Source organism: Siminovitchia fortis, from assembly GCF_007681465.1.
GTDB classification, from domain to species: domain Bacteria; phylum Bacillota; class Bacilli; order Bacillales; family Bacillaceae_C; genus Siminovitchia; species Siminovitchia fortis.
Window position 1 is genome coordinate 71,389 of the sequence record NZ_VEKZ01000006.1, and the last position, 7,649, is coordinate 79,037.

7 protein-coding genes are annotated in these 7,649 nt (G+C 48.1%); 4 read left to right on the forward strand and 3 right to left on the reverse strand.

Annotated elements, in window-relative coordinates:
- Window positions 1-86: 86 nt before the first annotated feature.
- Together FS666_RS03705 and FS666_RS03710 are read right to left on the reverse strand one after the other, a co-directional pair.
- Window positions 87-710 carry a class D sortase, LPxTATN-specific gene (locus FS666_RS03705; protein ID WP_144460679.1) on the reverse strand — a complete coding sequence of 208 codons (624 nt, stop codon included), beginning with the start codon at window positions 708-710 and terminating at the stop codon, window positions 87-89.
- Entirely contained in the window at window positions 710-1,735 is a 1,026-nt protein-coding gene (locus FS666_RS03710) for a processed acidic surface protein (RefSeq protein WP_144460653.1), read from the reverse strand. Before FS666_RS03710 ends, FS666_RS03705 begins: the two co-directional genes overlap by 1 nt.
- Window positions 1,736-1,949: 214 nt before the next feature.
- On the opposite strand from FS666_RS03710, the gene yhfH reads away from it, so the two are divergent.
- Window positions 1,950-2,078 (forward strand): protein YhfH, encoded by a 129-nt coding sequence (gene yhfH / locus FS666_RS03715; RefSeq protein ID WP_120074025.1) that lies wholly within the window; start codon window positions 1,950-1,952, stop codon window positions 2,076-2,078.
- A gap of 310 nt (window positions 2,079-2,388) precedes the next feature.
- Here the strand turns inward: yhfH and FS666_RS03720 are convergent, their stop codons facing one another.
- The gene (locus FS666_RS03720; RefSeq protein ID WP_144460654.1) at window positions 2,389-3,525 is read right to left on the reverse strand and encodes an IscS subfamily cysteine desulfurase; all 1,137 of its coding nucleotides are present in this window, start codon (window positions 3,523-3,525) and stop codon (window positions 2,389-2,391) included.
- A 104-nt stretch (window positions 3,526-3,629) separates the two neighbouring features.
- Between FS666_RS03720 and nadB the strand changes: the two genes are divergently transcribed.
- The 3 genes from nadB (at window position 3,630) to nadA (ending at window position 7,307) form a co-directional block, all read left to right on the forward strand.
- Window positions 3,630-5,195 (forward strand): L-aspartate oxidase, encoded by a 1,566-nt coding sequence (gene nadB / locus FS666_RS03725; protein ID WP_144460655.1) that lies wholly within the window; start codon window positions 3,630-3,632, stop codon window positions 5,193-5,195.
- Window positions 5,164-6,000 (forward strand): carboxylating nicotinate-nucleotide diphosphorylase, encoded by an 837-nt coding sequence (gene nadC / locus FS666_RS03730; RefSeq protein WP_144460656.1) that lies wholly within the window; start codon window positions 5,164-5,166, stop codon window positions 5,998-6,000. Before nadB ends, nadC begins: the two co-directional genes overlap by 32 nt.
- A gap of 200 nt (window positions 6,001-6,200) precedes the next feature.
- Window positions 6,201-7,307: a quinolinate synthase NadA gene (gene nadA / locus FS666_RS03735; protein WP_144460657.1), complete on the forward strand. Its 1,107-nt coding sequence runs from the start codon at window positions 6,201-6,203 to the stop codon at window positions 7,305-7,307.
- Window positions 7,308-7,649 lie beyond the last annotated feature (342 nt).

The following is a 7,649-nucleotide window of genomic DNA, read 5'->3' on the forward strand; positions in this document are numbered from 1 at the left end:
GAATCCCAACTTTCTTATAAAGTCTCCCACCTTTGCTTAACTATCATTGCTCTTACAAAAAAAGCCGCACCAACCGGTGCGGCTTGTCATTCTTCATATTTTTTGCTTTCGATCAAATCGCCGACCAAAATGTAGCGGTCCGGCGCATCACCAATATACCGAAACGGATAGCATGTAGTGACGGTCAAGGTGGCACGCGGCTTCGGAACGATGACCGTCCGGTCGTCCGCATCCACAATTCGTACTTTTCGTATTTTATAAGTGAATTCACCCATGGACGTGGTGACGATCAATAAATCACCTTTTCCCACTTCGCCAAGCCTTCTGAAGACTGTATCCCGGTGGCCGGAAAGGACCGAATTATCTTTTTCTCCGGGAAGGACGCTGCCAGCATAATGGCCGACACCCTTTTCCAGTTCGTCTTCATCTGTTCCATGATAAATCGGCAATGTGGCGTCCAGCTTGGGGATGATCAAATCGCCGATGATTTCGCCTTCTTCAGGGCGTTCTTCATAAACGACCGTTTTTGTATCCCGTTTCACTTTTACAGGAGGTGCTTCTTCTTGTTTGACGGGTGCAGGTTCTGAACTGGCTTTATTCACGGTAAAAATCATATACCCCGTCAAAAATTTAAAGGCATTCGTCCCGGCAAGCCAAGTACCAAACCCAATCAATCCAACTGCCGCTGCAAGAAGAATAAAACGTTTCATCATGCACCTTTGGCTTTGAATTTACGGAATAAGAAGGCACCTAAGATAATAAACGCAAGTCCGGCAGCTGTCTGAGGAAGGTAGCCTCCCGCTGTGTTTGGAAGTTTTCCGCCATTAACGGTTTTGACAACAGGCTTTTTACCCTTGACTGTTTTGGCAACCGGCTTTTTGGCGGAAGTTTTGGTTGCTGTCTCCACCTTGTTTATTTTTTGTCCGGCATTATTCAAAAGATCAGAGCCGAACATTTCTTTTGTAATCAGCAGGTCGGCAAGGAATTGGCCATCTTTGGAATAAATTTTTATGAGCAAGTCAGCCCCGTCGATTGTATCCATCTGGATTAATGCTGATAGAGAAATAGGCGTTTCAATGCCGTCTTTTACTAAATAGTAATCTACTTTTAATTGTAGAAGGTTCAAGAGCTCGTCCCAAATGCTGAGCAGCTCTGCGATCTGGCCTGGTGTAAGCTCAGATGCGCTGTCAAATTCCGGGAAGGACATCAAGCGGTCCCCCAAGTTTAACAGTTTGGCTAAAAATGCTTCCTGATCAGAATTTTCAAGAACTTTTTCCAAGTGAGCTTCCAATTTTTGCATTTCGTCATTAGTCAGGCCAAATCCGGCAAGGGCTTCAATGATCGCGTCTTCATCGATTGAGTCAAAAGCCAAATACAAGATCTCAGCCTCTAAATCATCAATAAAAACAAAATCACCCAAAGACATTCCGTTTTCCGCAAGAAGCTGCTCCAATTCTTTCTTTGTCATGCCGTAGTCGGCAAGTAGGGCGTTCAGGTTTTCTTTATTTATTGGTTCGCCCAAGTAATTTTTTATTTCTTTAACAGAATCGAAATCTTCAAGCGTGAAATCATGGACATCCTCAAAATATGTAACAAAATCTTCCTCAGACATTCCAATTCTTTCTAAATATTTTTGAAACTCTGGATCTTTCGGATCCACCGCCGCAAAAGCGGATAATGGCAGCGCCCAGATGGCAAGGACTGCCGCAAGCACTGCAGGCAACAAACGCTTCAATGAGACTCCCCCTTAAATTGTTAAATATCAACATAATTATAGTCGAAATCTTGTCCTGTGAATAGAGCTTTTTTTATCATATTTTCGCTTTTTTTTTGGCACATTTATTTTCAAAATGAATTAAATATATATAAAACAGGTATATAACAGATGTTGACATTATTAATCTGTTATACTACAATGTGTTTAATAACAAAAAAGGAGGCCATTTAAGATGTTGCCAATCGAATTTTACAGAAACATTCCTGCCAAACAATGCTGCCAATGCGGAGAAGAAATGCATGAAATGCACGAGTGCTATTTCAACGAGTGTGAGCGCTGCCTAAGCAAAGCAGAGGAGTAATGAAAAATTGGAAAAACTATTTGGAAACCCTCCATAATCTGCCTGTTTCCGGTTGAGACAGAGCAGATTATTTTTGTGTAAAAAAGAAGAAGCTTTCGGCTGGGCCGAAAGCTGCTGGTGTGATATATAACAGATTGGCTCCGGGTCATAGTGCCGAAGGAACGGATCGCAAACCCGAAAGCCCCAGTTCATTTCGATCATAAAACCGAACTCCCAGCTTATATCCGCCCCGTCTCTCGGATCATATCCGTCCTGTCTCGGAACATAAACCCGAGCACCCGGATCATAAACCCGCGGTTTCTGTACATATTCATTCAAACGTCCCCTGCAAATTTTCCTCAACAATTTTTACAAGTACTTCCCCAAGCTGCCGGACATCCTCCATTTCCGTTTCCCGGCCAAGCGTAATTCTGATGAATTCCTTCGCTGCTTTCACTTCAACTCCAAGTGCAATCATTGTCTTCGATGGTGCCTGCAGGCTCACCTGGCAGGCGCTTCCGGTCGAGATGGCAAATCCGCGCTGGTTTGCCTCGTTCATGACCAACTGCCCTTCAAGGCCCGCTACTCTCATGCCGATCGTGGATGGAAGGTCCGCCTCATAGACAGTGCACTTTGCCTTAACGGGCTCAAGGGATTTTAAAAATTCTCCCCGCAGCTCGTGGTAATGCTCGCCGTACATTTCCAAACCGCTCACAGCTTTTTCCGCTGCCACTGCCATGGCGGCAATCCCTGGTACGTTCACCGTTCCCGGCCGGAATCCTCCTTCGTGCGTTGTGCCTGGAACATAGGGATCCCATCGCAAGGCAGGATTCAGATAAACGGCTCCAACTCCTTTTGGCCCGTAAAATTTATGGCCGGAAATTGTCAGGCTGTCAACGGAACGGGCGACCGCAGTCAAATCCACCTTACCGAAAGACTGGACGCAGTCACTGTGAAAAAGAATATCGTTTTCCCTGCAGATTCGGCTTATTTCTTCAATCGGCTGCAGCGTTCCGATTTCCGGGTTGGCATGCTGGATGCTTGCCAAAACCGTATCATGGCGGACAGCATTCCGGAATGCGCCCACATCAATCCGCCCTTCCGGAGCAAAAGGAAGCATCGTGATATCCCAGCCTGCCTTCTGCAGTTTTTCCATTGTATTTAAAACAGACGAATGTTCAGCCATTCCGGTGATGATGTGCTTTCCTCTTTTTACCTTGCCAGACAATAATGTTTGAATGGCCAAAAAATTGCCTTCGGATCCGCTGCCTGTAAAAAATACCCCGTCCTTTGATGCACCGAAAAAGCGTGCGAACTGGGCCCGGCTGTATTCCAACAGCTCATTTGCCTGATCCCCGGCATCATGGAGGCTGCTCGAATTTCCGTAGTAAGAAGATGCCGCTTTTACATACACTTCCGCTGCTTCCCGATCGAGCGGGCAGGAAGCCGCATAATCGAAATATTTCACCTTGCAAACCTGCTTTCTATGAATTTTGTAAAAAACTCTTGTCATAAGTCTAATTCTATGTAAATATAAGTGTCAATACACCTGTAAATATACGGAGGCATGTAATGACAAAAGCGGATGTTCTTATAATCGGAAGCGGTGTGGCTGCATTGCAATTGGCGAAGCGCCTTCGTGACGATAAGAATGTGATAATTATCACAAAGTCTTTTTTGAAGAATGGAAATTCCAATCTGGCGCAGGGAGGGATTGCCGCTGCCATCGGGAAAAATGATCATCCTGACAGCCATTTTGCCGATACGCTGGAAGCCGGCGGATTCCATAATGACCGCGCCGCCGTGCTGGCGGTGACAAAGGAAGCACCGAATCTGATCGAAGAGCTTTCGGAGGAAGGCTGCCGGTTCGACACAGATGAAAAGGGCGGACTGCTGCTTGGAATGGAAGGTGCGCACAGTGAAAATCGGATCGTCCATGGAGGCGGGGATGCGACAGGCCGGCGGATCATGGAACATCTTGCGTCTGCTGCTGCCGGTAAATGTACAATCTTTGAAAATACGTTTGTATTTGATTTAATCATAGATTCCAGCGGCCGCTGCATCGGGGCCAAAGGAAAAAACGCTGATGGAAACATCGAATCGTTTTTTGCTGACCACGTTGTTTTGGCTACTGGAGGCTGCGGCCAGCTTTACAGCCATACATCGAATGCCGAAACCGTGACGGGCGACGGCATTGCGCTTGCATACAAGGCGGGGGCGGAAATCGCCGACATGGAATTTGTCCAATTTCACCCAACCCTGCTTTATTTGAATGGAAAAACGCACGGTTTGATTTCAGAAGCCGTCCGCGGAGATGGCGGAAGGCTCGTTACCGAGGCGGGAGAACCGATCATGGAAGGCGTCCACCCGATGGGAGACCTGGCGCCGCGGCATATCGTCGCGCAAACAATCTACGGTTATTTACGTGAAGGGACGCCCGTATATTTGGACGTATCGGCCATTGAAAATTTTGCTGAGCGATTCCCGACGATTACCGCTATGTGTGAAAAAAATCACGTGGAGTGGAAAAGCCGGATCTCCGTTGCACCTGGAAGCCACTTTTTAATGGGCGGTGTGAAAACCGACCTCATCGGGCGGACAAGTATCAAAGGGTTGTATGCAATCGGTGAGGCTGCCTGCACAGGCTTGCACGGAGCGAACCGATTGGCAAGCAACTCGCTGCTTGAAGGACTTTTTATGGGAAAAAAATTGTCCGAATGGATCAATGAGGGCAGACGGGATGAGGTGGGCATCGAATTTGCGGAAATCAGGCGTCCTCTATCCGGCTGTATTCGACTTCCGGAAATCAAGGATATCAAACGAACCATGATGGAGAATACAGGGATTGTCCGGTCTGAAGAAGGTTTACGCAAACAAAAGCGATGGCTGGAAAGCTTTCAAATAGAAGAATGGCTGAATGCGGACCTGGGGCATTTGAACTTTGAAGAAATGACGCAGGCGTTCATGCTTATCACATCATGGCTGATTACGGATTCAGCACTCAAAAGAACAGAAAGCAGGGGAGGGCATTTTCGCAGCGACCACCCTTGTGAAAAAAATCACGATTGGATGGGCAGGCAAATCATTCAAAAAAGGAATGAACAAAATGAACAAATTGAAACTGCGGTTGCAACTTGAACAATTTTTCCTTGAAGATATCGGAGACCGTGACGTCACCAGTCAAATATTTGGGGATGGGCAGAGTGGCGAAGTCAATTTTATCGCAAAAGAAAGCGGTGTATTCTGCGGGGAAGAGATCATCAGGACGGGATATTCCATCCTTGATCCGGAGCTGCAGTATGAAATCTTTGTCCGTGACGGAGAAAAAATCGCGGCAGGACAGTTGCTTGCGAAAGTGCGGGGGCCGGTGGCAAGCCTGTTAAAAGGAGAGCGCGTCATTCTGAACCTCGTGCAAAGGATGAGCGGCATTGCGACGAAAACGCGCCAAGCAGTTGAGGTTCTGAACAGTGACCATACGAAAATTTGTGACACAAGGAAAACAACGCCTGGTTTGCGGATGCTTGAAAAATACGCCGTCCGCTGCGGAGGCGGGGAGAACCACCGCTACGGCCTGTACGATGGGGCGATGCTGAAAGACAACCACATCGCCTTCGCAGGGTCGATCGCCGAAGCGGTTGCAGCCGTTCGGGAAAAGGCGGGCCATATGGTTAAAATCGAAGTCGAAACCGAGACGAAGGAAATGGTGCTCGAAGCCACATCCGCCAAAGCCGACGTCATCATGTTCGACAACAGGACGCCAGAGGAAATCCGGGAGTGGATCGAACTGGTTCCGGAAGGCATTTTAACAGAGGCATCAGGCGGGATCACGATGGATAATCTTGCTTCCTATGGGGATACCGGCGTCGATTATATTTCACTGGGATTCTTGACCCACTCCGTTTCTGCGCTGGATATAAGCGCTAAGGTGAAGGTGGGGGATTGAGCGGAAGAAGGAGTCTCGGATGCCTTACCTGATACGGGTTTTTGAAAATACTCTTCGGAAACTCCCGGCTATCGGAAAATACTCTCAAGAATTCAGAAACACTATTCAAAATTTAGGACCACTGTCCACTTTCCTATCCGGTTTTTATTATCAAAAAACGCTGGGCACAAGCCTGCCCGCTAAAGGAGGATTATAGGGGTATGACTATTTTTCAAACGTTGGAAAAGCAGACGAATGTGCTGCCTGAAAAGTACCGCAACATGTCAGCGGAGGAATTGGAGGGGAGGGTGCGCGCCGTGAAGGCCGCACTTGGAAGCAAGCTGTACATTCCCGGACATCACTACCAAAAAGATGAAATTATCCAATTCGCCGATGCTGCCGGCGATTCGCTGCAGCTCGCACAGCTTTGCGAAAAGAATGAGGAAGCGGAGCACATCGTTTTTTGCGGCGTCCATTTTATGGCAGAGACCGCGGATATCTTGACGGCAAAGGATCAAAAAGTGTATTTGCCGGACATGCGGGCGGGCTGTTCAATGGCGGACATGGCCGACATTTATCAGACTGAACGCGCATGGGAGAAGCTGACTGCCATATTCGGAGACACGATTCTGCCGCTCACTTACGTCAATTCGACCGCTGCGATCAAGTCGTTCGTCGGCGAAAATGGCGGTGCAACCGTCACTTCGTCCAACGCTGAAGATATGGTCAGCTGGGCGTTCGGGCAAAAGGAAAGAATCCTGTTTTTACCCGATCAGCACCTCGGGCGAAACACTGCGTACAATTTGGGCGTGGGTCTGGATGAAATGGCCGTCTGGAACCCAATCACCGATGAATTGGAGTTCGACGGGCCTGTTGAGACAATAAAAGTCCTGCTTTGGAAGGGGCATTGCTCCGTTCATGAGAATTTTACTGTAAAAAATATCGAAGATGTCCGGAACAAATATCCTGAAATGAAAGTGCTCGTCCATCCGGAATGCTCGCGTGAAGTCGTGGCGCTTTCGGATATGAATGGGTCGACAAGCTTTATTATCAATGTGATTGAAAATGCGGAACCGGGGTCTGCCTGGGCGATCGGAACAGAAATGAATCTGGTGAACCGCCTGATCAAGGAACATCCGGACAAACATATCATATCGTTGAATCCGCATATGTGCCCGTGTTTGACGATGAACCGGATCGACTTGCCGCACCTCGTTTGGTGTCTTGAAACGATCGAAGAAGGCGGGGAGCACAACGTGATCAAAGTAGATGACAAAACCGCAAAATTTGCAAAGCTGGCGCTGGATCGCATGTTGGAACTTTCATAAATTCAGTTGGAAAAACGCCTGAGGGCGTTTTTTTCATATAGAAAATTGACGTGCATTAAGGAAGGTCCTCTCCAATGCCCGTTAACGCTGAAAAAGCACCTACGTGGTCACTGGGGGTCCAGTCCAATGCCCGTTAACGCTGAAAAAGCGCCTGGGCGGTCAATGGCTGTCCGCTCCAATGCCCGTTAACGCTGAAAAAGCGCCTGCGCGGTCACTGGGGGTCCTCCCCAATGCCCGTTATCGATGAAAAAACAACTGCGCGGTCACTGGAGGTCCAGTCCAATGCCCGTTAACGCTGAAAAAGCGCCTGCGCGGTCACTGGGGGTCCTCCCCAATGCCCGT

Coding starts and splice junctions, on each gene's coding strand:
- FS666_RS03705 (WP_144460679.1), bottom strand. CDS start 710: ATGAAACGTTTTATTCTTCTTGCAGCGGCAGTTGGATTGATTGGGTTT.
- yhfH (WP_120074025.1), top strand. CDS start 1,950: ATGTTGCCAATCGAATTTTACAGAAACATTCCTGCCAAACAATGCTGC.
- nadC (WP_144460656.1), top strand. CDS start 5,164: ATGAACAAATTGAAACTGCGGTTGCAACTTGAACAATTTTTCCTTGAA.
- nadB (WP_144460655.1), top strand. CDS start 3,630: ATGACAAAAGCGGATGTTCTTATAATCGGAAGCGGTGTGGCTGCATTG.
- nadA (WP_144460657.1), top strand. CDS start 6,201: ATGACTATTTTTCAAACGTTGGAAAAGCAGACGAATGTGCTGCCTGAA.